At 66.1% G+C, this 23298-nt stretch carries 20 protein-coding genes; 13 read left to right on the forward strand and 7 right to left on the reverse strand.

Going from position 1 to position 23298, the window contains the following annotated elements; translation table 11 throughout:
• Window positions 1-133 precede the first annotated feature (133 nt).
• Genes soxR through A5788_RS23100 form a run of 5 tightly spaced genes read left to right on the forward strand, consistent with a single transcriptional unit; the run spans window position 134 to window position 4535 of the window.
• Window positions 134-580 (forward strand): redox-sensitive transcriptional activator SoxR, encoded by a 447-nt coding sequence (gene soxR, locus A5788_RS23080; protein ID WP_049697962.1) that lies wholly within the window; start codon window positions 134-136, stop codon window positions 578-580.
• 38 nt (window positions 581-618) lie between these two features.
• The gene (locus A5788_RS23085; RefSeq protein ID WP_064869492.1) at window positions 619-1626 is read left to right on the forward strand and encodes a patatin-like phospholipase family protein; all 1008 of its coding nucleotides are present in this window, start codon (window positions 619-621) and stop codon (window positions 1624-1626) included.
• A gap of 5 nt (window positions 1627-1631) precedes the next feature.
• Window positions 1632-2858: an MFS transporter gene (locus A5788_RS23090; RefSeq protein ID WP_064869490.1), complete on the forward strand. Its 1227-nt coding sequence runs from the start codon at window positions 1632-1634 to the stop codon at window positions 2856-2858.
• A gap of 46 nt (window positions 2859-2904) precedes the next feature.
• Window positions 2905-4140 carry an arginine deiminase gene (locus tag A5788_RS23095; RefSeq protein ID WP_064869488.1) on the forward strand — a complete coding sequence of 412 codons (1236 nt, stop codon included), beginning with the start codon at window positions 2905-2907 and terminating at the stop codon, window positions 4138-4140.
• An 8-nt stretch (window positions 4141-4148) separates the two neighbouring features.
• Window positions 4149-4535 carry a GntR family transcriptional regulator gene (locus tag A5788_RS23100; RefSeq protein ID WP_064869486.1) on the forward strand — a complete coding sequence of 129 codons (387 nt, stop codon included), beginning with the start codon at window positions 4149-4151 and terminating at the stop codon, window positions 4533-4535.
• Between the two features lie 83 nt (window positions 4536-4618).
• Here the strand turns inward: A5788_RS23100 and A5788_RS23105 are convergent, their stop codons facing one another.
• Complete coding sequence (locus A5788_RS23105) at window positions 4619-6241, reverse strand: dolichyl-phosphate-mannose--protein mannosyltransferase (protein ID WP_082937926.1); 1623 nt, start codon at window positions 6239-6241, stop codon at window positions 4619-4621.
• Window positions 6242-6270: 29 nt separating this feature from the next.
• Here A5788_RS23105 and rsmI point away from each other — a divergent pair, with 29 nt between their 5' ends.
• Complete coding sequence (gene rsmI, locus A5788_RS23110) at window positions 6271-7146, forward strand: 16S rRNA (cytidine(1402)-2'-O)-methyltransferase (RefSeq protein WP_064869516.1); 876 nt, start codon at window positions 6271-6273, stop codon at window positions 7144-7146.
• Between the two features lie 34 nt (window positions 7147-7180).
• Here rsmI and A5788_RS23115 read toward each other — a convergent pair whose 3' ends face one another.
• The 3 genes from A5788_RS23115 to metG are packed head-to-tail and all read right to left on the reverse strand — an operon-like array spanning window position 7181 to window position 11181.
• The gene (locus A5788_RS23115) at window positions 7181-8398 is read right to left on the reverse strand and encodes a GAF domain-containing protein (protein ID WP_064869484.1); all 1218 of its coding nucleotides are present in this window, start codon (window positions 8396-8398) and stop codon (window positions 7181-7183) included.
• Window positions 8399-8408: 10 nt separating this feature from the next.
• Complete coding sequence (locus A5788_RS23120; protein ID WP_064869514.1) at window positions 8409-9590, reverse strand: aminodeoxychorismate synthase component I; 1182 nt, start codon at window positions 9588-9590, stop codon at window positions 8409-8411.
• A 19-nt stretch (window positions 9591-9609) separates the two neighbouring features.
• A complete protein-coding gene (gene metG, locus A5788_RS23125; protein WP_064869482.1) occupies window positions 9610-11181 on the reverse strand; it encodes a methionine--tRNA ligase in 1572 nt (523 codons plus the stop codon).
• A gap of 207 nt (window positions 11182-11388) precedes the next feature.
• On the opposite strand from metG, the gene A5788_RS23135 reads away from it, so the two are divergent.
• A complete protein-coding gene (locus A5788_RS23135) occupies window positions 11389-12504 on the forward strand; it encodes an alpha/beta hydrolase (RefSeq protein ID WP_049697971.1) in 1116 nt (371 codons plus the stop codon).
• A 25-nt stretch (window positions 12505-12529) separates the two neighbouring features.
• Here the strand turns inward: A5788_RS23135 and A5788_RS23140 are convergent, their stop codons facing one another.
• Window positions 12530-14884 (reverse strand): glycoside hydrolase family 65 protein, encoded by a 2355-nt coding sequence (locus A5788_RS23140; RefSeq protein ID WP_049697972.1) that lies wholly within the window; start codon window positions 14882-14884, stop codon window positions 12530-12532.
• A complete protein-coding gene (locus A5788_RS23145) occupies window positions 14881-15591 on the reverse strand; it encodes an HAD family hydrolase (RefSeq protein WP_064869512.1) in 711 nt (236 codons plus the stop codon). The genes A5788_RS23140 and A5788_RS23145 overlap by 4 nt, the downstream gene beginning before the upstream one ends.
• A gap of 151 nt (window positions 15592-15742) precedes the next feature.
• Here A5788_RS23145 and A5788_RS23150 point away from each other — a divergent pair, with 151 nt between their 5' ends.
• From A5788_RS23150 to rsmA, 4 genes are all read left to right on the forward strand, one after another.
• Window positions 15743-16600: a PhzF family phenazine biosynthesis protein gene (locus tag A5788_RS23150; protein ID WP_064869510.1), complete on the forward strand. Its 858-nt coding sequence runs from the start codon at window positions 15743-15745 to the stop codon at window positions 16598-16600.
• 79 nt (window positions 16601-16679) lie between these two features.
• Window positions 16680-17594, forward strand: coding sequence for a TatD family hydrolase (locus A5788_RS23155; RefSeq protein WP_064869478.1), 915 nt, complete (start codon window positions 16680-16682; stop codon window positions 17592-17594).
• A 203-nt stretch (window positions 17595-17797) separates the two neighbouring features.
• Entirely contained in the window at window positions 17798-18883 is a 1086-nt protein-coding gene (locus A5788_RS23160) for a resuscitation-promoting factor (protein ID WP_064869476.1), read from the forward strand.
• Entirely contained in the window at window positions 18847-19755 is a 909-nt protein-coding gene (rsmA, locus tag A5788_RS23165; protein ID WP_064869508.1) for a 16S rRNA (adenine(1518)-N(6)/adenine(1519)-N(6))-dimethyltransferase RsmA, read from the forward strand. Before A5788_RS23160 ends, rsmA begins: the two co-directional genes overlap by 37 nt.
• Before the next feature lie 100 nt (window positions 19756-19855).
• Here rsmA and A5788_RS23170 read toward each other — a convergent pair whose 3' ends face one another.
• A complete protein-coding gene (locus tag A5788_RS23170; RefSeq protein WP_064869475.1) occupies window positions 19856-20845 on the reverse strand; it encodes a TIGR03557 family F420-dependent LLM class oxidoreductase in 990 nt (329 codons plus the stop codon).
• A 250-nt stretch (window positions 20846-21095) separates the two neighbouring features.
• Between A5788_RS23170 and A5788_RS23175 the strand changes: the two genes are divergently transcribed.
• A complete protein-coding gene (locus tag A5788_RS23175; RefSeq protein ID WP_064869473.1) occupies window positions 21096-22073 on the forward strand; it encodes a 4-(cytidine 5'-diphospho)-2-C-methyl-D-erythritol kinase in 978 nt (325 codons plus the stop codon).
• A 76-nt stretch (window positions 22074-22149) separates the two neighbouring features.
• A complete protein-coding gene (locus A5788_RS23180; protein WP_064869506.1) occupies window positions 22150-23286 on the forward strand; it encodes a lipase family protein in 1137 nt (378 codons plus the stop codon).
• Window positions 23287-23298: the final 12 nt, after the last annotated feature.

Here is a 23298-nt window from a genome sequence, read left to right on the forward strand (position 1 = left end):
GCCGGGGCCGCAGAATTCGCCATAGCCAATTCTCTCAAACCACGAACCATAAACTAATTAACGACACGCGACACTAGCTCGATCAGCGGGCAAGGCGACTTCAAGTGAACTTGAAGTCGCCTATTGTCGTTGTATGGGCCTGAAGAAGATCGAATTGTCCGTCGGTGAGCTGGCGCAGCGCGCGGGCATCGCGCCGTCGGCCGTGCGGTTCTACGAAGACCAGGGGCTGATCTTCTCGCGGCGCACGTCGGGCAATCAGCGGCGCTACCACCGCGCGATGCTGCGGCGGGTCGCCTTCATCCGCGCCTCGCAGGCTGCGGGGATACCGCTTGCGGTGATCGGGGAGGTGTTCACCGAGCTCGGCGATCACGAGTCGCCGTCGCGGGCGATGTGGGAGGCGGCGTCGCAGCGGTGGATCGCCGACATCAATCACCGCATCGACCTGCTCGAGACGATGCGCGACATGATCGGTTCGTGCGTCGGATGCGGTTGCCTCTCGTTGGGTGCGTGCCACCTGCTCAACCCTGGCGATGAGTTGAACCGGCAGGGTCCGGGTCCGAGGCGGCTTCCGATCGACTGACGCGTGCGGCGTCGGACGTCATCGTTAGGCTGAGCATCATGGCCCGACCGTCTCGCGTGGCCCTCGCTCTGGGTAGCGGGGGAGCTCGCGGTTACGCACACATCGGCGTCGTCACCGAACTCGACGCACGCGGGTACGAGATCGTCAGCGTCGCCGGATCATCGATGGGTGCGCTGGTCGGCGGGCTCTACTGTGCCGGGCGTCTCGACGACTACGTCGACTGGATCAGCGGTTTGTCGCAGCTCGACGTGATGCGTTTGCTCGACGTCTCGCTGTCCAAGCCGGGCGGGATGATCGGCGCCGAGCGCATCCTGGCGCGTGTCCGGGAGATCCTTGGCGACACCGTGATCGAAGACCTCGAGATCCCGTTCACCGCGGTCGCCACCGACCTCGCCGCGGGTCGACCGGTGTGGTTCCAGAAGGGCAGTCTCGTCGACGCCATCCGGGCGTCGATCGCGATCCCGGGAGTGATCCGGCCCCATGAGGTTGACGGTCGACTCCTCGCAGACGGCGGCATCCTCGACCCACTGCCTGTCGCCCCGACGTCGGCGGTCAGCAGCGACGTGACGATCGGCGTGGTGCTCGACGCCGACGAGGGCGCGGAACACGGCGCGAGTCGAGCACCCAAGACCAAGGGCGTGATCCGCCGCAACATCACCCCGTTGTTGGAAAACGACTGGGTGCGCTCGGTGCGCGAACGGTTCGGCGTCGAGGCCGACGATTCCGGGAGCCACGACGCTCCCGAGGAGGACGCGCCCGCCGGGTCGGACGGATCCGACGACGTCGAGACGCTGTCAACGGCGAGCGAGGTCGACGACGGTGCCAAAGCGGCTCCGATGGGCAGAATTGAGATCCTGCTGCGCTCTCTAGACATCATGTCGATTGCGCTGACGCGCTACCAGATCGCGGGATACCCGCCGGACATTCTGATTCGGGTGCCACGTAAAGCCGTGCGCACGTTGGATTTTCACAAGGCCACGGAGATGATCGAGCTGGGTCGCGCGCTGACCGCCGAAGCGCTCGACAAGCTTCCGGAGGAGCCGTGATCTGAGTGAAGCAGATTCCTCGCGGGATCTGGGTGCTGCTGGCTGCCAACGTGGTCATCGCGCTCGGCTTCGGTCTGATCGCGCCCGCGCTCCCGACCTTCGCGCGCAGTTTCGACGTCGGCTACACCGCTGTGTCGGCAGTGGTGTCGGCGTTCGCGGTGATGCGACTGGTCTTCGCGCCCGCCACCGGACGCCTGGTGACGGTCCTCGGCGAACGACGCATCTATCTGACAGGTCTGTTGATCGTCGCGGCGAGCACATTGGCATGTGCGTTCGCGCAGAACTACATTCAGCTTCTGCTGTTCCGTGGTGCTGGTGGTATCGGTTCGACGATGTTCACGGTGTCGGCGATGGCGCTGCTGATCAGGTTGTCGCCCAACGAGATCCGCGGCAAGGTCTCTGGGTTCTTCTCCGCGGGCTTCCTGATCGGCAACATCACCGGCCCACTGATCGGCAGCGCGCTGGTCGGGTTCGGATTGCGTATGCCCTTCGTCGTGTACGCCGTCGCACTGTTGATCGCGTCGGCGGTCGTCGCAACACAACTGCGCGACACCGCGGCGCCCGAGGTCTCCGACGTTCCGCAACGAGGTGCGATGTCGCTGCGAACCGCATTGCACGACAGCGCCTACCGCGCGATCATCGCGTCGAACTTCACGCAGGGTTGGGCGTCGATGGGCGTGCGCGTCGCGGTGGTGCCGCTGTTCATCACCGAGGGACTCGACGAGTCGGCCGCCATGACCGGTGTGGTCCTCGCCGTCTACGCTGCCGGTAACGTCGCCGCGATCCTCGTCGCGGGAAGGATGTCCGACAGGCTCGGTCGCCGACCGGTGATGCTTCCCGGCCTCGCCATCATGGCGATCTCGACAGCCCTGCTCGGGTTTTCGCCGAATATCGTCTTCGCGCTGGTGCTCTCGCTGTTCGCCGGTGTCGGATCGGGATTGTTCGCCCCGACTCATCAGGCCGCGCTCGCCGACGTTCTCGGCGCCAGACGGCAGGGTGGTTCGGCGCTCGCGGCCTACAGCATGTCGTCGGATCTCGGTGCGGTCACCGGTCCACTGATCGTCGGGTTCGTTGCTGGAGCTGTCGGATTCGGCCCGGCATTCGTGCTGACCGGAGCGGTGGCAGCCGTTGCGTTCGTCGCGTGGCTGTTCGCCCGCGAGTCGGCTCCCGAGGTTGTCGGTGCCGCCCCGCGACTGCATCCGACGCAGCAGTCCGATCCCGACGCACCCTGACGCTCGGCGTCGAGCATGCGCGGCACTCGGCGACTAGATTTGATCCATGCCTGCGTCGACTGCCAGCGGTGACTACACACTCGGCTCCAACACGGAGGTCGGCCGACTACGCGCGGTGATGCTGCACCGCCCCGGCGACGAACTGCTGCGCCTCACCCCGCGCAACAGCGACCAACTGCTGTTCGACGGTTTGCCCTGGGTCGCCCGCGCTCAAGAGGAGCACGACGAGTTCGCGGCCGCACTCACCGCGCGCGGCGTCGACGTCTTTCTCCTCGGCGATCTACTCACCGAGACGCTCGACCACAGCGGCGCCGCGCGAATCCAGGGAATCGCAGCAGCAGTGAACTCCCGATTGCTCGGACCCCACCTTGCCGAAGAACTGGCAGGGTACCTGCGCGGCCTGCCCGCACCGGAACTCGCCGACGTGTTGACCGCTGGGATGACCTTCGACGAGTTGCCGTTGACCCCGGCGGCGGAGTCGGCGTCGCTGGTGCGTCGCATGCACGTCGGGCCGGAGTTCGCCATAGCGCCGCTACCCAATCTGCTGTTCACCCGCGACAGTTCGTTCTGGATCGGGCCGCGCTTCGCGATCACCTCGCTCGCTCTGCCCGCCCGCGTGCGAGAGACCTCACTGACCGATCTGATCTACGCGCACCACCCGCTGTTCACGGGTGCGCGACGCGCGTACGAATCGCAGGTCGCACCCGTCGAAGGAGGCGACGTGCTGCTGCTGGCGCCGGGAGTCGTCGCCGTGGGAGTCGGTGAACGCACCACTCCCGCCGGCGCAGAAGCCTTGGCGCGCAGCCTGTTCGCCGACGGATTGGCCCACACCGCTCTGGCGGTTCCGATCGAGCAACAGCGCGCATTCATGCACCTCGACACGGTCTGCACCATGGTCGACGCCGATGCCGTCGTGATGTATCCGAACATCCGCGACAGCATGTCGGCATTCACGTTGCGCGACCTAGGCGACGGCGACGTCGATGTGAGCGGGCCGCGCCCGTTCGTGGAGGCGGCCGCGGACGCGATGGGCATCGGCAAACTCCGTGTCATCGACACCGGCCTCGACCCGGTCACCGCCGAGCGCGAGCAGTGGGACGACGGCAACAACACTCTCGCTGTCGAACCGGGCGTCGTGGTCTCCTACAACCGCAACGTCGAGACCAACCGCAGACTCGTCGACTCGGGTATCGAGGTGATCGAGATCGAGGGCCGCGAACTCGGCTCCGGCCGTGGCGGTCCACGGTGCATGTCGTGTCCGCTGTCGCGGGACCCGCTCTGAGGTCGACGATGGACCTCGCCGCACGGCTCGCCATCGACCACGACTCCGATCGCGCACCCTTCGAACAGGTGCGCCTCGGCGTCATCGACCTCGTCACGCGGGGCCAACTGCTTGTCGGAGAACGACTTCCGACGGTGCGCGCACTGGCCGCCGACCTCGACCTCGCCCCCAACACGGTCGCGAAGAGCTATCGCGAACTCGAGGCCGCCGGGATCATCGAGACCAGGGGCCGACGCGGAACATTCATCAAAGCCGGATCGAACACGACGCTCGACGACGCCCAGCGCGCCACCGTCGACCACGTCGCCGCACTGCGTGCGATGGGAGTCGACGACGCCACGATCATCGACCTGGTCACGCGGGCCGTCGGCGGCGACGAGCATCCCGCTGGCTGAGCGCACCACCGCTGGTTGAGCGGCCCCCGCTGGTTGAGCGCCTCACCGCTGGTTGAGCCTGTCGAAACCACCCCGCCCGCGCGTCAGCCCCAGCTCGGCAGCCAGATCTGTTGGTGCCATTCCTCGGGCGAGATGGGACTGGCGGTCAGGATCGGCCACAGCCAGGCGAAGTTCGCGACGACCAGCCCGATGTAGATCGCGACGACGATGATGCCGAGAACCTGCCGTTCCGGCCGGGGTCTGGTCGGCGACGATCTGGTCGCTCGCAGTATGTCGCCACAACACAGGGCCAAGCCCATCACGAGGAACGGTGCCAGGACCGTCGCGTAGAAGAAGTACATCTGGCGGTCGAGTTCGGCGAACCACGGCAGAAAGCCCGCGCCGTATCCGACGATCACCGCGGCGTAGCGCCAGTCGCGTCGGATCAGGAACGCCCACAACCCCCAGAGCAGCATCGGAAGCGCCAGCCACCACATTGCCGGTGACCCGATCAGCATCTGGGCGCGGACGCATTGGCCACCGCCACATTGGTCGGGTCCGTTCTCCAGTGCGTACAGCATGGGGCGCAGGCTCATGGGCCACGTCCACGGCTTGGACTCCCAGGGGTGGTGGTTACCGGCCGAGTTCGTCAGACCGGCGTGGAACTTGAGCACCCCGGCCTCGTAGTACAAGAGCGATCGCCACGCGCCGGGCACCCACGCGTACGGTCCGTCGGTCCCGATCGTGTTGCCGACCTGGTAGCGGTACACCGACGTCTCGCTCGTGAACCACGGGACAAAGCTCGCGAAGTAGATGGCGATCGGCATCACGACGAGGCTCGCGACGCCGGGTACGGCGTCACGAACCAGCGCGCCCGCCCAGGGGCGTCGAACGTGATACGCCTTGCGTGCCGCGACGTCGAATCCGATCACCAGCAGGCCGAAGAAAATGATGTAGTAGATGCCCGACCACTTCGTCGCACACGTCAGTCCGAGCATCACCCCCGCGGTGAAGCGGTACCACCGGAAACCCAGGCGAGGTCCGAACTGTGAGTCGTTGATGCGGCCGTCGAGGTAGGCGTTGAACATCCGCTCGCGTACCTGGTCGCGGTCACAGGTGACCGCGGTGAATGCCGCGACCACGAACAGGCACTGGAAGATGTCGAGCATGCCCATGCGTGACTGCACGAACAGCACGCCGTCGCAGATCGCGAATACCGCGGCGATCGCTCCGATGAGTGTGGACCGTGCCATTCGACGCACGACCCGGTAGATCATCACCACGATCGCGACGCCCGCGACCGCGGACATGACCCGCCAACCGAGCGGACTGTATCCGAACATCCACTCGCCGACGGCCAACAGCCACTTACCGGCCGGTGGATGCACGACGAGTCCGTAGGCCGGATTGTCCTCGATCCAGTTGCCGCCGGTCAGCACCTGCCAGCCCTGCGGAACGTAGTGCTTCTCATCGAAGACCGGTGTGCCCTGGTCTGTCGGGTGGTTCAGCCCCCAGAAGCGGGTGGCGGTGGCCACCAGGGTGATGATCAGACCGACGATCAGGCCCCGCGTTCGGTCGGGTGCGCCGAAGAGCGGCACCTCGATTTCGGGGTCGGGTCGGACCCGCGTCGAACGCAGCGCGGCCACCTTGAGCAGGCGTCCGCGGGCGGGCGTCGGATCGGCGGCGGGCGCAGCGATGGGTCCGTCGACGATGGTCACCCGGACCATCGTAATGTCCCGCTCGTACAGTGATTCGCATGATTCCCGCTCCGGACGCGTCCGACACCGACACGGGCAACGGTCGACTCGTCCTGGCCGCGACCCCGATGGGCCAGGTCGACGACGCGTCGTCGCGGCTGCGGCACGCCCTCGCGACCGCCGACATCGTGGCCGCCGAGGACACCCGCCGCACCAAGGCGCTGGCCCAGGCGCTCGACGTCACCATCACCGGGAACATCGTCAGCTACTACGACCAGGTCGAGGCTGCGCGCACCCCGGCACTCCTCGATGCGATCCGCGCCGGAAGAACAGTGCTGTTGGTCACCGATGCGGGCATGCCCTCGGTCAGCGATCCCGGGCACAAGATCGTCGCAGCATGTGCGGCAGCGGGTCTGCGGGTGACGGCACTGCCCGGACCGTCGGCCGTGACCACCGCGCTGGCGGTATCGGGCCTGCCGTCGGATCGCTTCTGCTTCGAGGGGTTCGCGCCACGCAAGCACCAGGCACGGCTCGACTGGCTGGCCCAGCTCGTCGACGAACCGCGCACCGTGGTCTTCTTCGATTCGCCCCATCGCCTGGCCGACACCCTCGCGGACGCCGTCGACGTCCTCGGACCCGATCGCGAGGCGGCCGTGTGTCGGGAACTGACGAAGACCTACGAGGAGATCCGCCGGGGCCAGCTCGCCGATCTCGCGCAGTGGGCGGCCGAGGGTGTCCGCGGCGAGATCACCGTCGTCGTGGCACCGGGGGAACGTCGGGTACCCGCGGTCGACGACCTCGTCGAGCAGGCCGAACGGCTCGTCGCGGGAGGTCTACGACTCAAGGAGGCCTGCGCGCAGGTCACCGAGGGCACGGGCGTATCGCGGCGCGACATCTACGAGGCGGTCCTGGCTGCGCGGTCGGAAGCGGACTGACGACCCAAGCTGCGGATACCCGCCGACGGCCCACTCAGTCGGGGACGACGGTCAGCGTCACGTCGGTGGCAAGGCGGTACGGCCGACTCGACACCAGGGCGCCGACGACGCGTCGTAGGCGCGACATCTCGGACCGGACAGACACCTCGTGGGTCGTGTCGCCGAACAGAAACTTGCTCAACTGCGCAGAGGTGAGGCCTGCGCGCCCGGCGTCGGAGAGCAGTAGCAGGATCTGCGCGTGACGCCGCGTGACGACAATGGTGATGTGGTCGGGGCCGTCGGTGACGTGAATCGACGGTTCGCCACGGAGATCGAGCTCGATGAGGATCGGACCGGCCGGCCCTGACGGACGTACCACCCAGCCGCCGTCGACGCGCTCCGCGATGCACACGCCCAGCCCGGCCACGAAGCGCATCTCACCGTCGCCCGGTGGGGCTATCCGGGTCGGGGCGATCACTCCGCGGCTGTCGGCGACGAGACCATCGTCGTCGACGAGGAGCGCGGTCTTGAAGGCGGACAACGTGGTTCGGCCGGTCTCACGCAGTCGGCTCAATCTGCGCTGGTGCTCGTCAGAGACGTCGCGTGCGCAGAACTCGGCGACCGACGCGGCGAGCATGAGCGTCGCGGGCTGGACGGCATTCATCTGCCCTCCGAAGGCAATCACCCCGGCGACGTCGCCGGTGACCCGATCGAGGACGGGAGCTCCCGTGCAGTACCAGTCGCCCAGTGCCTTCGCGTAGTGCTCGGCGGGGTAGACGCGCTGCGGTCTGGGGTCGGCGAGTACCTGTCCCACCACGGTCGTTGCGGCCGATTCTTCATCCCAGCGCGCACCCTCGGTGATGTGCAACCCGTGCGCCGCGTCGCGGAGTCGGGAATCGGCTTGTCCCCACAGCATCACGCCGTCTGCGTCGAACATCCCGAAGACGAGCTCGGATTCGTCGGCGCTTGCCTCGACGATCGCCCGGGCTGCCGTCGACGCGTGCCGAAGCGAACTCTGTTCACGGCGACGGTCGAGTTCGTCGGCATTGACCAGTTCGGGTTGATGAGTGTCGCGTTGGTGTCCGCGGGCGCGGGCGCGCAGCCACGATTCGAGAACTGATGTCGGCGGCGTGTAGTTGTCCGGATAGCGGTGCGCAGTGTGTGTGGAGCCGACCGCGTCAGCGCCGAGTGATTCACTGATGATCGAGGCTCGGATGTCGGCGAGGTCGGTGGTGATCTCGGCGGCCTGCTGGACGGTCGCGGCCCAATTCATATCGATAACGTTAGCCGAGCACACTCGGTCGCGCGTTGACCACACTTGCGGCTTTGTCGAGGCATTCCTGCCATTCACGATGCGGATCCGAATCGGCGGTGATGCCGCCACCGACGCCCAGCGCCATCGAGCCGTCGGGTGCGATCTCGACTGTCCGGATCGCGACGTTGAGGTCGAGCAAGCCTCCTGGACCTGCCAATCCGACTGCCCCGCAGTACACCCCGCGTGGGTCGCGCTCCCAGTCGGCCAGCAGTTGCATTGCCCTGAGTTTTGGAGTTCCGGTGACCGAAGCCGGAGGGAAGGTGGCATCGAGTAACGCCACGTTGCCGATCTCCGGCGGCAGTTGTGCCCCGACCCGCGAGACGAGGTGCCACACGCCCGGCGCGCCGACGACCTCGAGCAACCTCTCGACGCGCACAGACCCGGTGCATGCCACACGACCGAGGTCGTTGCGTACGAGGTCGACGATCATGATGTTCTCGGCGATGTCCTTCGACGACGCCGCGAGCACCGTCGGGTCGTCGCCCGCGGCGATCGTGCCCTTGATGGGCGCCGACCACACACGCTCGCCACGTCGGGACAGGAAGGTCTCGGGGGAAAAGCTCGCCACTGCGCCCCAATCACCCTGTAGGAAAGCAGATTTGGCGGGTCGGGTGCGCGACACGAGATCTGCGAAGAACCCGCACGCAGATCCGGTGAGCGTTCCGGTGAATCGGGTACACAGGCATGCCTGATAGATCTCGCCAGCGCTGATGGCCTCGAGACAGTGTTCGATCGCTGCCAGGTGTGGTCGAGGGTCTGGCGGTTCCCACCGGGTCGACCACCCTCGGGTCGAGTCGTCGACTTCCGTTGCGGCATCGGCTAATACCTCGCGCACCCAGTCGGGCGGCCCGGTGCCGGAGGCGCTGACGTGCTGCCAGCGCCCGTCTTTGAGTACGAGGAGGTGGTCGGTCTCACCGCCGGCGATCGTCGGCAATGCTGATTCGACGCCGCGCACCGGAAAACCCAAGTATCCCAACCAGAATCGGTCGGGACGATCGGGTGGTGCAAGACCTGGGCGTACCTCGATCGACGGCGCGATGACCGCGTCGGCGTCCCACCAGTCGCCCACAAGGGCTGCGGGAGGCGGTGATCCGCGACGCGCGGTCGCCACCTGCAGCGTGCGTAGCAGGTCCGTCGCGGTCGGGGTCAACGCGTCACCGCACACCGGCTCACGCGTCGCGGCGCGGGAAAATCACTGTGGGCTTGGGCAATTGGGTTCCGGGCGTGAGGCGGTCGTCGACGGTTGTGAACTCTCGATCGTCGCCGACAGCCAGTAGGTCGAGCAGCGCGTTGCACGACGTCGGCATGACCGGCTGCGCCAGCAGTGCGACTACGCGCACCACCTCTGCGCACACGTAGAGCACGGTGCCCGTCCGGTCGAGATCGGTCTTCGCGAGCTTCCACGGTTCCTGTGCCGAGATGTACCGATTGGTCTGCGCCAGCACCGACCACAGTGCCTCGAGTCCAAGATGGATCGCCTGCACGTCGAAGTTGTCGCGTACGCGCGGCAGCAGTGTGCTTGTGGCGCCGAGGATCTCGGAGTCGGCGTCGGTGTAGGCGCCGGGGGTCGGGACCGCACCGTCGAAGTACTTGCCGATCATCGACAGCGTGCGCTGCGCGAGATTGCCGAACTCGTTGGCGAGGTCGGCGTTGACGCGTGCGGTCATGCTCTCGGCGGAGTACGAGCCGTCCTGGCCGTAGGGCACCTCGCGCAGCAGGAAGTAGCGGAGTTGGTCGAGACCGAACTCGTCGAGGAGGCTCTCCGGATCGACGACGTTGCCGAGCGACTTGCTCATCTTCTCGCCCTTGTTGAACAAGAAGCCGTGCGCGAAGACCCGCCTGGGTAGTTCGATTCCCGCGCTCATCAGAAACGCCGGCCAGTAGACGCAGTGGAAGCGGATGATGTCCTTGCCGATCACATGCAGATCGGCGGGCCAGTACCGCTCGAACGTGGCGGCGTCGTCGGGGAAGCCGACGCCGGTGAGGTAGTTGGTCAGCGCGTCGACCCACACGTACATGACGTGATCGGGATGCCCGGGCACCGGAACACCCCAGTCGAACGTGGTGCGCGAGACCGACAGGTCGGTCAGGCCCCCCTTGACGAAGCTGACCACCTCGTTGCGTCGGACATCTGGTCCGATGAACTCCGGGTGCGATTCGTACAGTTCGAGCAGTCGATCCTGATACGCCGAGAGTCGGAAGAAGTAGGTCTGCTCTTCGGTCCAGGTCAGGACATGCCCGTTGTCGGAGGCCACGCGCTCGCCCGCGTCGTTGACCGTGGTGTCGGTCTCGGCGTAGAAGGTCTCGTCACGGACGTCGTACCAGCCCGAATAGGTGTCGAGGTAGATGTCGCCCGTGTCGGCCATGCGCTTCCAGATGACTTCCGACGCGCGCTTGTGGTCGTCGTCGGAGGTTCGGATGAAGCGCTCGTAGCTGGAGCCGAGGCGGTCTTGGAGAGCCTGGAAGCGATCGGAGTTGCGCTTGGCCAACTCCGCCGTCGGGATGCCCTCTTTCTCGGCGGTCTGCTGCATCTTCTGCCCGTGCACGTCGGTTCCGGTGAGGAATCGGACGTCGAATCCGTCGAGACGCTTGAACCGGGCGAGTGCGTCGGCCGAGATGTACTCGTAGGCGTGCCCGATGTGCGGTGCGCCGTTGGGGTAGGCGATGGCCGTCGTGATGTAGTACGGGCGCCCGGCGCCGTGTGATGTACGCGTGTCGGTGCTGGTCAGATCAGTGGGCATAGTGCCTGCCAGGATACTTGGTCGCCCGACGCCCGAGCGCCCCGCGTCGACCGCGCGCTCGGGGACGGCCGACTGGGCGCTCGAGGCGGCCGACTGTGCGCTCCTGAACGCCGACTGTGCGCCAGATCGTGCCGACTGGGCGCTCGAGACAGCCGACCGTGCGTTCATCGAGGCCGATCGAAGTGACACGTCCCGTATTCTGACCGCATGGTGATGGCTGATCGACCCGAGGTGGAGACCGCATCCAAGCCCGTCGCGGCGTTGACGATGGTTGGCCTCGGCGAGAGTCTGCTGAACGGTCTCGCGCGAGTGCCCTTCTCAAAACCGTGGAAGGGGCCTGCCGGATTCCTCGACAACGTCGGCCAGTCCGTCACCAGGAACACCATTCGCGCGTTCATGGGGTATTCGATGGGATTGCCCATCGAGGAGTTCCGTTCGATGGAGAAGGCGCTCGACGATATCTGCAATGTCGTCTTGCCGCCGGTCATCGAACTCGCCGGCAAGGTCGACATCTCCGAAGACGAGATCAACGGCGTGTCGGGAATCTGGTGCCGTGCCAAGGCCAGCAGCGACGAATTCGTCGACGACGACGAAACCAAGGAATCCATCGGGGCAACTGTCCTGTACCTGCACGGTGGCGGATATATCGGTACGACGCCGATCATGTACTCGGCATTCGCCGCAGCGCTGGTTCGGATCACCGGTTTCGAGATCTTCATCCCGGACTACCGTATGGCACCCGAATTCCCCTTCCCTGCAGGAGTTCTCGACGCCGCCGACGTCTACCAGGGCCTACTCGACCGGGGGATCGACGCCGATCACCTGATGGTGGCGGGAGATTCCGGCGGTGGTGGTCTCGCGACGTCGTTGATCAGCTATCTACACAACCAGGGCATGCCTCGGCCGGCGGCGCTCGCGCTGTTCTCGCCCGAGATCGACCTCGACCTCGACAACGCCTCGGTGACCGAGAACGCCAAGTACGACATCCTGCCGTGGAGCATCCCGGTCACTCCCTACCTGCACGGCGTGCAGCCCAACGACGTCAGGGTGTCGATCGTCTACGCCGAACCGAGTCCCGACTGGTTTCCCCCGACGTTCGTCTGCTGGGGCGAGTACGAGATGTTCCGCGACGGCATCCGCGACTTCGTCGGGAAACTCGAGGCCAACGGTGTCGGCGTGTACGGATACGAGGGTCGCGGTATGTTTCACGTCTTCCCGATCCTCATGCCGTGGGCGGAGGCGTCGAAAGACGTTCTGAGAGAACTGCGGACGCGCATCGCCCGCAACATCAAGGCCGACCCGGAGGCCAAGCCGACGCACTGAGGCGTCGGACTCGGCCACCCGGGAATCAGTCTCGGTGATACGGCTCGCAGCCCACCGGCGCCTTCGGCGGCTCACGATGTTCGATCTCCGCGATGTCGCGCGTCACCGGGTGCTCCGCGGTAAGCGTGAACTTCTCACCGTGGTGCGCGAGGTCGATCTTCGGACCGGAGAGCAAGCGGTACGTCGCGGTCTTCTTGTCGACGGCGACGACGATCTTCGAATCCCGCACCGTCATACGGAAAGACATGTAGGTCAGTCGCGGTGGGAGCCGGGGCGCAAACGTGATGTGGCCACCGAAGTCACGCATGCCGCCGAATCCCGCGACGCAGTCCATCCACGCACCCGCGAGCGCGGCGATGTGCAGACCACTGCTGACGTTGCTGTGTAGGTCGTGGAGATCGGTGAAGACCGATTCGGCGAGGAGGTCGTAGCTGAGGTCGAGATAGCCCACTTCGGCAGCCGTCACGGCCTCACAGCACGCCGACAGCGAGGAGTCGCGAACGGTGAGCGGATAGTAGTAGTCGAAGTTGCGGAGCTTCTGTTCCTCGGTGAACGCCCGGCCGAACATGTACATCGCGAACACGAGGTCGGCTTGCTTGACCACCTGTTTGCGATACAGGTCGTAGTACGGATAGTTCAGCAGCAGTGGGTATTTGCCGACCGACGCCGCGAAATCCCACGCGCCGAGCAAAGTGAACGCCTCGCACTGCTGGTGGACTCCCAACGCGTCGTCGTACGGGATCGTCATGTCGTCGGCGCACGATTCCCAGTGCGCCGCTTCAGCATTCGTCACGCCGTACTTCTGCGCGAGATCGGGCCGGCGATGGACCCAGGCCACGCCGTCGCGAAGTGCAAGTTGCGCAGCGAGATTCGTGAACACGTTGTTGTTGACGACGGCGGTGTACTCGTCGGGTCCGGTCACACCGTCGAGCCGGAAGTGTCCGTTGACGTCGTGGTGCCCGAGACCGGCGAAGAGGCGGGCGATCTCGACGAGAAGCTCGACGCCGCACTCGGTTTCGAACTGTTCGTCCTCGGTGGCGCGCATGTAGCGTGCGGTCGCGTTGGCGATGTCGGCGCTGACGTGCACACCCGCGGTACCGGCAGGCCAGTAGCCCGAACACTCGTCACCATTGATCGAGCGCCACGGGAACATGGCGCCGCGCTGTCCGAGTTCTGCTGCGCGTGACTTCGCCTTGTCCATCGTCGAATGGCGCCAACGCAATTCCTCACCTGCTGCCGCCGGGACGGTGTAGGTGAGCATGGGCAGGATGAAACTCTCGGTGTCCCAGAAGGTGTGGCCGTCGTATCCCGGTCCGGTGAGTCCCTTGGCCGGGATTGCGCGTGACTGTCCGCGCGCACCGGCCTGCAGCACGTGGAAGAGCGCGAAGCGCACCGCCTGCTGAACCTCGGGATCGCCGTCGAGTTCGATGTCGGCGTCGCGCCAGAAGTCGTCCATGTAGGCGGTCTGCATGGCCTTCAACGATTCCCAGCCGGTCTCCATTGCCATGGCGAGTGCGGCGTCGACCTGCGCACGAAGCGCGGGAACCGACCGTCGCGCCGACCACCCGTATCCGATGTACTTGGTCATCTTCAACGACGTTCCTTCCGGAACGTTCGCCGCGATGGTCAGCCGGGCCAGATCGTCGTCGGCACGGATGAAACTGTCTGCCGCGCCGGGGAAGTCGATCTGATGATCCATGCCGGCCGCCATGTGCAACCCGGACTGTTTGGTGTGGTGCACCAGGATGCCCCAGTAGTTGCGGCACGTCGCGAGGTCGGAGACCAGTGGCGACTCGAGTGCTGCGGCGAGCCGGGGATCGTTACCCGGCACCGGAACCGGCTCGTTGGCGAGCAGATCGGACTGCAGCACGATCTTCATGTCTTCGCCGACGGGCTCCACTTCGTAGTGGATCGCGGCGATGGTGCGTTTGGTGAACGACACCAGCCGCTCGGACTTGATGCGCACCGTGCGGCCGGTCGGCGAGGTCCAGAGAGTGTTGCGACGCAGCGTTCCGGTACGGAAATCGAGTGTCTGCGAGTGTTCTTCGGTGCGGCCGTACCGGAGATCCATCGGCTCGTCCTCGACGAGGAGGCGAATGATCTTGCCGTCGGTCACATTGACGACGGTCTGGCCGGATTCGGGGTAACCGTAGCCGCTTTCGGCGTACGGCAGATCCCGCAGTTCATAGAAGCCGTTGAGGTAGGTGCCGGGATGGTCGACCGGCTCACCCTCTTCGAAGCTCCCACGTAGTCCGATGTGGCCGTTGGACAGGGCGAACAGCGTCTCGTTTCGACCGAGCTTCTCGAGATCGACTCCGCGCCAGTGCAACTGCCACGGATCGATGTCGAATCCGGTGGTCTGTTCTGTGGTGCGGCTCATGCGGGGATCAGCTCGTCTAGATCGTTGACGACGATGTCGGCGCCCGTGGTGCGCATCGCCTCAGCCTGGGTGCCGCCGACTCGGTCGATACCGACGACGTAGCCGAAGTGGCCTGCCACGCCTGCTTGTACACCTGAGATCGCGTCCTCGAAGACGGCTGCTGCCGTCGGTTCGACGCCCATCAATTCTGCCCCCAAGAGAAATGAGTCGGGCGCGGGTTTCCCGCGCAGTCCACGTGCGGCCGTTTCCTGTCCGTCGACACGCACTTCCACGTACTTCGACAGTCCTGCAGCGTCGAGTACGGCCTCTCCGTTCTTCGACGATGTCACCACTGCGATGCGTAGCCCGGCTTCCTGGGCGGCCTGCAGATAACGCACCGACCCGGGATAGGGATTCACGCCGTCACTGGAGAGTTTGTCCAGGAACTTCGCGTTCTTCTCCGAGCCGATTCGCTCGGTCGTCGCCTCATCGACATCGTCGATGCCGCGTGACGACAAGAACGCGCGCACACCGTCCTCCCGTGGACGACCGTCGACGTAGTCGAGGTAGTCCTGTTCGGTGAACGGCACGAAGTCGTCGCCGTCGCGGTCACGTAGGAAGTCGTCGAAGGCGGCTTTCCACGCAACGCGATGTAGGACGGCGGTACTCGTGAGAACACCGTCGAGGTCGAATAGGGCGACCGAGATCTGTTCTGGCAAACCCAACACGTCCGACACGCTACCCGCCTGGGGGGTTCACGGCGCGGTATGCGCACAGACCACACGTCGAGCCAGGCGCGTCGCGCCGGTGCCCGGCGGTGCGAGATCCGTCTTCGCAAATCGCTGGACAACCCTCGGTCGCGGCGGCGAGCATGGGTTCATGTCTTCAGTGCAGCAGTCCCGACGTTTCGCCCAGGTCGACGTGTTCAGTTCGAAACCGTTGCGCGGCAACCCCGTTGCCGTCGTGGTCGATGGAGACGGGATATCCGACGATGATATGGCGGCATTTGCTCGCTGGACTAATCTTTCCGAGACGACGTTCATCCAGTCTCCGACCGACCCCGCCGCCGACTATCGACTGCGCATCTTCACTCCCGGTGGCGAACTCCCTTTCGCGGGACACCCGACGCTCGGGTCGGCGCACGCGTGGCTCGCCGCTGGCGGATCGCCGCGCGGTGCGAACGTCGTTCAGGAGTGCGGCGTCGGACTGGTCACGATTCGTCGTGACGGCGATCGGCTCGCCTTCGCCGCGCCTCCGCTGCGCCGGTCGGGTCCGGTCGACGACGCACTCGTCGACGAGGTTTTACCGTCCCTCGGACTCTCACGTGAGCACGTCCGCGCCGCGGAATGGATCGACAACGGCCCGCCGTGGTTCGTGCTCGAACTCGACTCCGCGGAACGGGTGCTCTCGGCGAGACCCGACCTCGCTGCACTGGGGGCGCACGACGTCGGCCTCCTCGGACGCTACGAGTCCGGGCACCCCGACGACCCGGACGTCGAGTTCGAGGTTCGCGGTCTCGCGGGCGGCGAGGCCGTCGGCGAAGACCCCGTCACCGGCAGTCTCAACGCGGGGATCGCGGTGTGGCTGCGTTCGAACGGCCGCGTGAGTGCGAGCTATGTGGCATCGCAGGGCACCGCCGTGCAGCGTTCGGGACGAGTCCACATCGACGACGACGGTGAGCACATCTGGGTCGGCGGGCAGTCGACGACGGTCATCAGCGGGACCGTCGATCTCTGATCGCTGCTTTCTGCTCTCTGGATCGCTGCTCGCCAGCTCTCTGGCGGGGTCGCGTCCGCCACCTTCTAGAGTCGAGTCCATGACGGAGGGTGCAGACACTTCGGCCGGCGCGCAGCCGGTTGGAGAATCGACGACCGAGAGCGCCAAGGCCGCAAAGAAGCGTCGACGCCGCGAGCCGCCGCCGGACCCGACGCCGCTCTACGGGCTGATCGACGCGCACACGCATCTCGCCGCGTGCGGCGGGCGTTCGCCGGAGACCGTTCGTGCGATCGTCGACCATGCCGAAGGTGTCGGCGTAGAGATGATTGTCACAGTTGCCGACGACATGGTCGACGCTCGGTGGGCCGTATCGGCGGCGGACTGGGATGACCGGGTCTACGCGGCAGTCGCGCTGCACCCGATGCACGCGGGCGACCTCGATGACGCGACCTCGCGTGAGCTGGAGCAGATGGCGCAGCATCCGAGGGTGGTGGCGGTCGGCGAGACCGGTCTCGATTACTATTGGCCCGCCCGGTCCGACGACTGTGCGAAGCCCGAGATCCAGCACGAAGCCTTCCGCTGGCACATCAGGCTCGCGAAGAGCATCGGTAAGCCGTTGATGATCCACAACCGCGAGGCCGACCGCGATGTGCTGGACATTTTGGCTGATGAGGGCGCTCCCGACACCGTGATCATGCATTGCTTCTCCGGTGACCAAAACGTTGCACGAGAGTGCGTCGAACGCGGCTACTTCCTCAGTTTCGCGGGCACTGTGAGCTTCGCCAATGCCGTGTCGCTACGAGATGCCGCACGCGTTGTGCCGGATGAGTTGCTGCTCGTCGAAACCGACGCTCCGTTCCTGACGCCGGATCCCTATCGGGGACAACCCAATCAGTCGTACTGTCTTCCGTACACGGCGAGGTCGTTGGCCAGGACGCGTGGAGTCGACGCCGATTCGTTGGCCAGGACGCTCGGCGAGAACGCGCGACGCGCCTACCAGCTACCTTTGCGGTAATCGCCCCGTCTCGTTATCGTATTGTGATCCCGCGTGATGGTGGGCGTCGATTGATCGGATGATTCGGTCTTTCTTCGGGAGCGATCTCGAGGCCACAGAGCCTCTGCAACTCGCTCCTGCGACGCCTGACGTGGGTTGACTCTGTCGCCGATCAGGATGCTTGGACCTTGTCTGTACTTGCGAGAATTCACAACTCAGAATCGATGCGCGCTCGCGTGGCCGTTGGTGCCGTGCTCGCCACCCTCGCCGCCGGTGGCGTCGCGGGCGTTGCGATGCACAAGAACGTGACGCTCGACGTCGACGGTCACACCATGAAGGTCTCGACCATGGCGATGTCTGTCGATTCGGTGCTCCGCTCGCAGGGGTACACCCCGGCCGAAGGCGACCAGGTCAGCCCAGGAGCAGATTCCGGCTTCGGCGACGGCTCGACGATCACCATGAAGCGCCTCAAGACCGTCGTCCTCGATGTCGAGGGTCAAAAGCAGCAGGTGAAGACCACCGCGGTCAAGGTCGACGAGCTTCTCGCCGAGAAGGGACTCGCTCACGGCGAAGACCAGACCAACTTCTCGGCCGGCGGAGCCATCCCGGTCAGTGGTGCCGTCGTCGACGTCACTCTGCCCAAGGCCGTCACTGTTGTCGACGGCGGAGTGCGGTTCAACACCACCGTGCCCGCTGCGACCGTCGCCGACGTTCTCACCGCGACCGGCAAGCCGCTGTCCGACGAGGACAAGGTCACTCCGGCTGCGGACACCAAGGTCGCGCCGAACATGGTCATCGACGTCACCCGTATCCGGACCGAGCGGGACACCGTGCTCGAAGACGTCGCCCCGCCGGAGATCAAGCAGGACGATCCGACCCTCATCCGCGACAAGAAGGTCGTCGTGAAGGCGGGCAAGCCGGGACGTGCAAACGTCACCTACAACGTCACTATCGTCAACGGCAAGGTCGTCAAGCGCGACAAGCTCTCCGCCGACCAGCTCGCTGCTCCGATCGCCGCAACCGTCAAGATCGGCACCAAGGAAGGCGCGCCCGACGTGCCGTCGGGTTCGGTCTGGGACCGTCTCGCGCAGTGTGAGTCGACCGGAAACTGGGCCATCAACAACGGCAACGGCTTCTTTGGCGGCATCCAGTTCGACCAGAACACCTGGGATCGCTGGGGCGGCCAGGAGTACGCGCCGCGCGCCGACCTCGCCACGCGTGAGGAACAGATCGCGGTTGCCTCGAAGACCCAGGCAGCGCAGGGGTGGGGCGCTTGGCCCGCCTGCTCGTCGAGTCTGGGCCTGCGCTGACAGACGACGCGGAATCGCCCGCTCCGCGGCTGCTCGGCCCGGCACAGATCCGACGCCTCGCCGCGGAGCTCGACGTTCGTCCGACCAAAACACTCGGACAGAACTTCGTCCACGACGCCAACACGGTTCGACGCATCGTCGCGGCGTCGGGTGTCGGGCCTGACGACACCGTCCTCGAGGTCGGACCAGGCCTGGGCTCACTGACGCTCGCGCTGCTGGGCACCGCGGGACAAGTCGTCGCCGTCGAGATCGACCCGAAACTCGCTCAGCGGCTGCCGCACACCGTCGACGAGTTCGCTCCCCAGCGTGCCGACGCACTCGACGTCGTCACCGCCGACGCACTGGCCGTGACCGCCGACGATCTGCCGGTGACCCCCACCGCGCTCGTCGCGAACCTGCCGTACAACGTTGCGGTGCCCGTGCTGCTGCACCTGATGACCCAAATTCCCTCGATCGCAACGGCTCTCGTCATGGTGCAGGCCGAGGTTGCCGACCGACTCGCGGCAGGCCCCGGCTCCCGCGTCTACGGTGTGCCGAGCGTCAAAGCACGATATTTTGGAGACGTGGCCCGCGCAGGTGCCGTGGGACGTAACGTCTTCTGGCCGGAGCCCAAGGTCGAGTCGGGTCTCGTCCGCATCACCCGGACGGACCCGTACGTCGATGAATCAGCCACCCGCGCACAGGTTTTCGCCGTCATCGACGCTGCCTTCGCGCAGCGCCGCAAGACAATGCGGTCGGCGTTGGCCACCTGGGCCGGATCGCCGGCCGAAGCCGAACGACGACTCCGCGCGGCGGGCATCGACCCACAGATCCGCGGCGAGAAGCTCGACGTCGGCGACTTCGTGCGCCTCGCGGGCGTCGAGCCCGCCTGAGCTGCCGACTGGGCGCTAGGGACTGTCGACTGGGCGCTCGGGACCGTCGACTGGGCGCTCGAGACCGTCGACCGGGCGCTCGAGACCGTCGACTGGGCGCTCACCCCGCAGCTGACCGCAGCTTCGCGAGCAGTGGCTCGGCGGCTTCGTCGAAGAATGCCTGCTGCGAGTCGGCGCCGATCTGGATGAGCGCGACGTCGGTGAAGCCCGCTTTCCAGTAAGCGCTCACAGCCTCGACTATCGCGTCGAGGTCGGGTCCACACGGAATAGACGCCGCGACGTCGTCGGGTGTGACGTACTTCGTTGCCGCGGCGAATCCTGCAGTGGTGCGCAGGTCGGCGTTGACGTCCCAGCCGCCGCTGAACCACCGAAACTGTTCGTGGGCGCGCTTTTTCGCGACGCCTGCGTCGGGATCCCAACAGATCGGGATCTGGCCGATCGCGCGTGCGTCCGTGCCGATCGTCGGAGCGTCGTCGACCTCGTTCCACAGCGAGATCAGCGACGCCTCCGGCTGTACTGCGATGAGGTGATCAGCGATCGGCGCGAACTGTCCGATGCCGCGCTCACCTGCGACTGCGACACCGATCGGCACGCCGTCCTCGGGGACGTCCCACAGCTTCGCGGAATCGACCTGAAAGAACTCGCCGCGATAGTCGAGCAGTCCGCCGTCGAGGAGTGCTCCGATGATCTCGATGCCCTCCACGAGCATCTCCTGCCGGTCACCGACCGACGGCCACCCCTTTCCGACAGCGTGCTCGTTGAGGTTCTCGCCGCTGCCGAGGCCGAGCGTGAACCGTCCTTCGGCGAGAATCTGCAGCGTCGCGGCCTTCTGCGCGACGACGGCCGGGTGGTAGCGCATCGTCGGACATGTCACGTAGGTCATCAGCCCGACGCGCTCGGTCGCGTGCGCGATGGCACCGAGCACTGTCCACGCGTAAGGCGCGTGTCCCTGCGCCGACAGCCAGGGAGAGTAGTGGTCGCTGGATACCTCGAAGTCGAAGCCCGCGGCTTCGGCACTGGCCGCGTCCCGGACGAGTTGTCGGGGCCCGGCCTGCTCGGTCATCAAGGTGTAGCCGAATCGAATTGCCATGTCGTGAACTCCATCGGTCGCGAACGTCGAGACTCTGGCAGGAGAGATGGCCGCTTGCTGGACCCGGAGGAAGGCGATGAGACCGACGCATGTGGCGCAGGACCGGATCGCACCCGCCTCGACAACACATCCGCCTCGACATCGACGCTACGCTCATCGATTCGTCACACCGGCTGTCGAGCCGTCAGCACCTCTCCCGGCTCCTCGCCCAGACCTTCACTCGGACCGCAGTCCATTACGCTGGAACATTGTGTCTCCTACGTCGTTGTCGGTCGTGTCCGACGCCGTGCGTGTGCGGGTGCCCGCGAAGGTCAACCTGCACCTCGGCGTCGGACCGTTGCGTGCCGACGGCTATCACGATCTCGTGACCGTGTTCCAGGCGCTCTCGATCTACGACGACGTCTCCGTTGCCCCGGCGACAACGCTGAGTGTGTCTGTGACCAGGGACAGCGGCAGGGGTTCCGGCTCACGCGATGTCTCCGACATTCCTGTCGACAACACCAACCTTGCTGCACGCGCGGCCATCGCTCTCGGTGAGTACGTCGGCAGGGAGCCCGCGGTCTCGATCGACATCGTCAAACGCATCCCGGTAGCCGGTGGCATGGCGGGTGGCAGCGCCGACGCCGCGGCAACTCTCGTCGCGTTGGCAGCGCTCTGGAAGCTCGACATCGACCGCGCGGAACTCGTCGAGCTCGCCGCGGGCCTCGGCAGCGACGTCCCGTTCTCGTTGCGCGGCGGCACGGCACTCGGTACCGGCCGCGGCGAGCGACTCGTGCCCGTCCTTGCCCGCGGAGATCTGCACTGGGTGTTGGCCCTCGCACTCGACGGACTGTCGACACCAGCGGTCTATCACGAGCTGGATAGATTGCGGGACAACGGTTCTCACGATGTCCCCGAGGGCGACGTCGACCCGGAAACCGCGCACCCCGACGCCCTGATCTCGGCGTTGGCATCCGGCGACGCCAACGCTGTCGCCTCCCACCTGCACAACGATCTGCAGCGCGCCGCACTGAGTCTGCAGCCGACGCTGCGTCGAACCCTGCGTGCGGGGGTCGACGCCGGGGCGCTCGCCGGAATCGTCTCGGGCTCTGGACCCACATGCGCGTTCCTGTGCGCCGACGACGTGTCGGCGGTCAACGTCGCAGCCGAACTGTCGGGCGCAGGTGTCGCCCGCGCGGTTCGCACCGCGAGCGGACCTGTCCCCGGCGCACGCGTGACCGATGAGTGACGTGTTGATGAGTGACGCCCAGCCAAGCGATCGTCGACGCCGCTCCGCTGTGCGAACGCGATACGGGCGGCGCGGTCTGGCGCGTGGTGTCGGTGTACTGCTCGCGGCGGTCGTGTCGGCTTCGGCGAGCGTGATGCTGGCACCGCAGGCCGCCGCCGACGATCTCGTGCCCGGCGGGACGATCATCACGCGCGAGCGGGTGCCCGCCGAACAGCTCCCGCCAGGCGCCGCAGCGGCCGAGCGCGTCGAATACGTCACACGCGACCAGACCGGACGCAGCGCGCCGTCGTCGGGAATCTACTGGATTCCGCAGGGCACACCACCGCCCGGCGGGTGGAAGATCGTTTCGTGGGCGCACGGCACCACCGGAATCGGCGACGCCTGCGCGCCGTCGAAGACCAAGACGGGGTCGGGAGTCGACGCCGCCGTCATCGCCGCGCTGAAGGCGGGATATGCGGTCACCGCAACCGACTACGCGGGCCTCGGTACGGCGGAGCAGACGGAGTACCTCGGTGGTCGGGCCGCCGCGCACTCCGTTCTCGACATGCTGCGTGCGGCGCGATGGGAAGAATCCCGGCTGAGCAACGACTGGGTGTCGATGGGCCATTCGCAGGGCGGACATGCCGCACTCTGGGCCGGACACATGGCTGCCGCATATGCCCCTGAACTGCGGTTACATGAGGTTGTCGCCGCTGCGCCCGCGTCGGGGATCGAGTCGGTGTTCAGTGCGTTCACACCCAACGTGCCGAGCCTCGGCAAGGGAAACATCGTCGGCGGGCTGCTGTTGTTCATCCTCGCGGGCCTCGACCACGCCCGCCCCGATCTGAACGTGCGCGATCATCTGACCGATACGGGGGAGAAGTACCTCGAACTCGCACACCAGAAGTGCTCCGGCGACTTCTCCGATGCGTTGCGCTCGGTGTCGCCGGGGTCGCTCGTGGCGCGCGCCTTCACCGACAAGGCATTCACCGACGCGCTCGCGGACTACACATCGGTTCCGTCCAACGACTGGCACGTGCCGATCCGGATCGACCACGGCCTGTTCGATCCTGCTGTGCCATACGTACTCTCGGCCTCACTGGTGCGTCGCTTGCGCTCGGCGGGCGCCGACGTCTCGTTCGTCACACACCCGCGTGCAGATCACACGAGCGTCGTCGAACAGTCTCTTGACGACGAGATGCGCACTATCGGGCAGGCGTTCGGACGCGATTAGGCCCGCCGGCAG

Origin of the sequence: Gordonia sp. 852002-50816_SCH5313054-c (assembly GCF_001665925.1) — a bacterium.
Lineage (GTDB): Bacteria > Actinomycetota > Actinomycetes > Mycobacteriales > Mycobacteriaceae > Gordonia > Gordonia jacobaea.

Bases quoted from the DNA above. Each gene is read 5' to 3' on its own strand.
- A5788_RS23160 (WP_064869476.1), top strand. From the start codon at position 17,798: ATGCGCGCTCGCGTGGCCGTTGGTGCCGTGCTCGCCACCCTCGCCGCC.
- A5788_RS23135 (WP_049697971.1), top strand. From the start codon at position 11,389: ATGGTGATGGCTGATCGACCCGAGGTGGAGACCGCATCCAAGCCCGTC.
- A5788_RS23150 (WP_064869510.1), top strand. From the start codon at position 15,743: ATGTCTTCAGTGCAGCAGTCCCGACGTTTCGCCCAGGTCGACGTGTTC.
- A5788_RS23115 (WP_064869484.1), bottom strand. From the start codon at position 8,398: ATGAATTGGGCCGCGACCGTCCAGCAGGCCGCCGAGATCACCACCGAC.
- metG (WP_064869482.1), bottom strand. From the start codon at position 11,181: ATGCCCACTGATCTGACCAGCACCGACACGCGTACATCACACGGCGCC.
- rsmI (WP_064869516.1), top strand. From the start codon at position 6,271: ATGATTCCCGCTCCGGACGCGTCCGACACCGACACGGGCAACGGTCGA.
- A5788_RS23100 (WP_064869486.1), top strand. From the start codon at position 4,149: ATGGACCTCGCCGCACGGCTCGCCATCGACCACGACTCCGATCGCGCA.
- A5788_RS23105 (WP_082937926.1), bottom strand. From the start codon at position 6,241: ATGGTCCGGGTGACCATCGTCGACGGACCCATCGCTGCGCCCGCCGCC.
- A5788_RS23170 (WP_064869475.1), bottom strand. From the start codon at position 20,845: ATGGCAATTCGATTCGGCTACACCTTGATGACCGAGCAGGCCGGGCCC.
- A5788_RS23140 (WP_049697972.1), bottom strand. From the start codon at position 14,884: ATGAGCCGCACCACAGAACAGACCACCGGATTCGACATCGATCCGTGG.
- A5788_RS23155 (WP_064869478.1), top strand. From the start codon at position 16,680: ATGACGGAGGGTGCAGACACTTCGGCCGGCGCGCAGCCGGTTGGAGAA.
- A5788_RS23085 (WP_064869492.1), top strand. From the start codon at position 619: ATGGCCCGACCGTCTCGCGTGGCCCTCGCTCTGGGTAGCGGGGGAGCT.
- A5788_RS23095 (WP_064869488.1), top strand. From the start codon at position 2,905: ATGCCTGCGTCGACTGCCAGCGGTGACTACACACTCGGCTCCAACACG.
- soxR (WP_049697962.1), top strand. From the start codon at position 134: ATGGGCCTGAAGAAGATCGAATTGTCCGTCGGTGAGCTGGCGCAGCGC.